At 65.3% G+C, this 1,304-nt stretch carries 2 protein-coding genes; both read left to right on the top strand.

Annotation, left to right across the window (positions count from 1 at the left end):
* Positions 1-696: ABC transporter permease (locus EN925_RS36265; protein WP_164894678.1), on the top strand; the 696-nt coding region annotated here is incomplete at its 5' end.
* Positions 693-1,304, top strand: a 612-nt coding sequence (locus EN925_RS36260) for an ATP-binding cassette domain-containing protein (RefSeq protein ID WP_164894677.1), incomplete at its 3' end; no start/stop codon positions are given. The genes EN925_RS36265 and EN925_RS36260, both read left to right, overlap by 4 nt.

Genomic DNA, 1,304 nt, shown 5'->3' with positions numbered 1-1,304 from the left:
TCGCGCGCCTGCATCGTCGGCAACTGGAATTGGCTCGGCACCGACGCCCAGGCGCGCGACGTGCTGGCGCGCGTCATCTACGGCTTCCGCATTTCGGTGCTGTTCGGCCTGATCCTGACCGCCGGCTCCGCCTTGATCGGCGTCGCGGCCGGCGCCGTGCAAGGCTATTTCGGCGGCTGGACGGATCTCTTGTTCCAGCGTTTCATCGAGATCTGGTCCGCCATCCCGGTGCTCTATCTCCTGCTCATCGTCGCCGCCATCCTGCCGCCGGGCTTCTTCATCCTGCTCGGCCTGATGCTGCTGTTTTCCTGGGTGGCGCTGGTCGGCGTGGTGCGGGCCGAGTTCCTGCGCGCCCGCAATTTCGAATATGTCAACGCGGCCCGGGCGCTCGGCGTGCCCAACCGCACCATCATGTTCCGGCACCTGTTGCCCAACGCCATGGTGGCGACACTGACCTTCATGCCCTTCCTGCTCTCGGGCTCGATCTCGACGCTGACCTCGCTCGACTATCTCGGCTTTGGCCTGCCGCCCGGCTCCGCCTCGCTCGGCGAATTGCTCAAGCAGGCGCAGCGCAACCTCAATGCGCCGTGGCTCGGCATTTCCGGCTTCGTCGTCATCTCGCTGATGCTGTCCCTGCTGGTCTTCGTCGGCGAGGCGACGCGCGACGCCTTCGATCCGCGCAAGACGTTCAGATGAGCGAAGCCCCCTTGCTCAGCGTACAGGACCTCAGCGTCGCCTTCAGCCAGGGCGGCGGCCAGTCGACGGCTGTCGACCACATCTCGTTCGACATCGCCAAGGGCGAGACGGTGGCGCTGGTCGGCGAATCCGGCTCCGGCAAATCGGTCTCGGCGCTTTCGGTGCTGAAGCTTTTGCCCTATCCAAGCGCCAGCCACCCCTCGGGAAAGATCGTGTTCCAGGGCAACGACCTGCTGGCGATGGGCGAGAAGCAGTTGCGGCAGGTGCGCGGCAACAAGATCACCATGATCTTCCAGGAGCCGATGACCTCGCTCAATCCGCTGCACACGATCGAGCATCAAATCGTCGAGATCCTGAAGCTGCACCAAGGCATGGCCGACCGCCCCGCCAAGGAGCGCACGCTGGCCCTGCTCAACGAGGTTGGCATCCGCGATCCGCACAAGCGCCTCGATGCCTATCCACACCAGTTGTCCGGGGGCCAGCGCCAGCGCGTGATGATCGCCATGGCGCTGGCCAACGAGCCCGAACTTCTGATCGCCGACGAGCCGACGACGGCGCTCGACGTCACCGTTCAGGCGCAGATCCTCGAACTGCTGGCCGGCTTGAAG

Source organism: Mesorhizobium sp. M7A.F.Ca.US.006.04.2.1 (assembly GCF_004022915.1).
Lineage (GTDB): Bacteria > Pseudomonadota > Alphaproteobacteria > Rhizobiales > Rhizobiaceae > Mesorhizobium > Mesorhizobium ciceri.
Note: the sequence above shows the minus strand (reverse complement) of the source record. Positions and strands in the feature narration are given on the sequence as shown.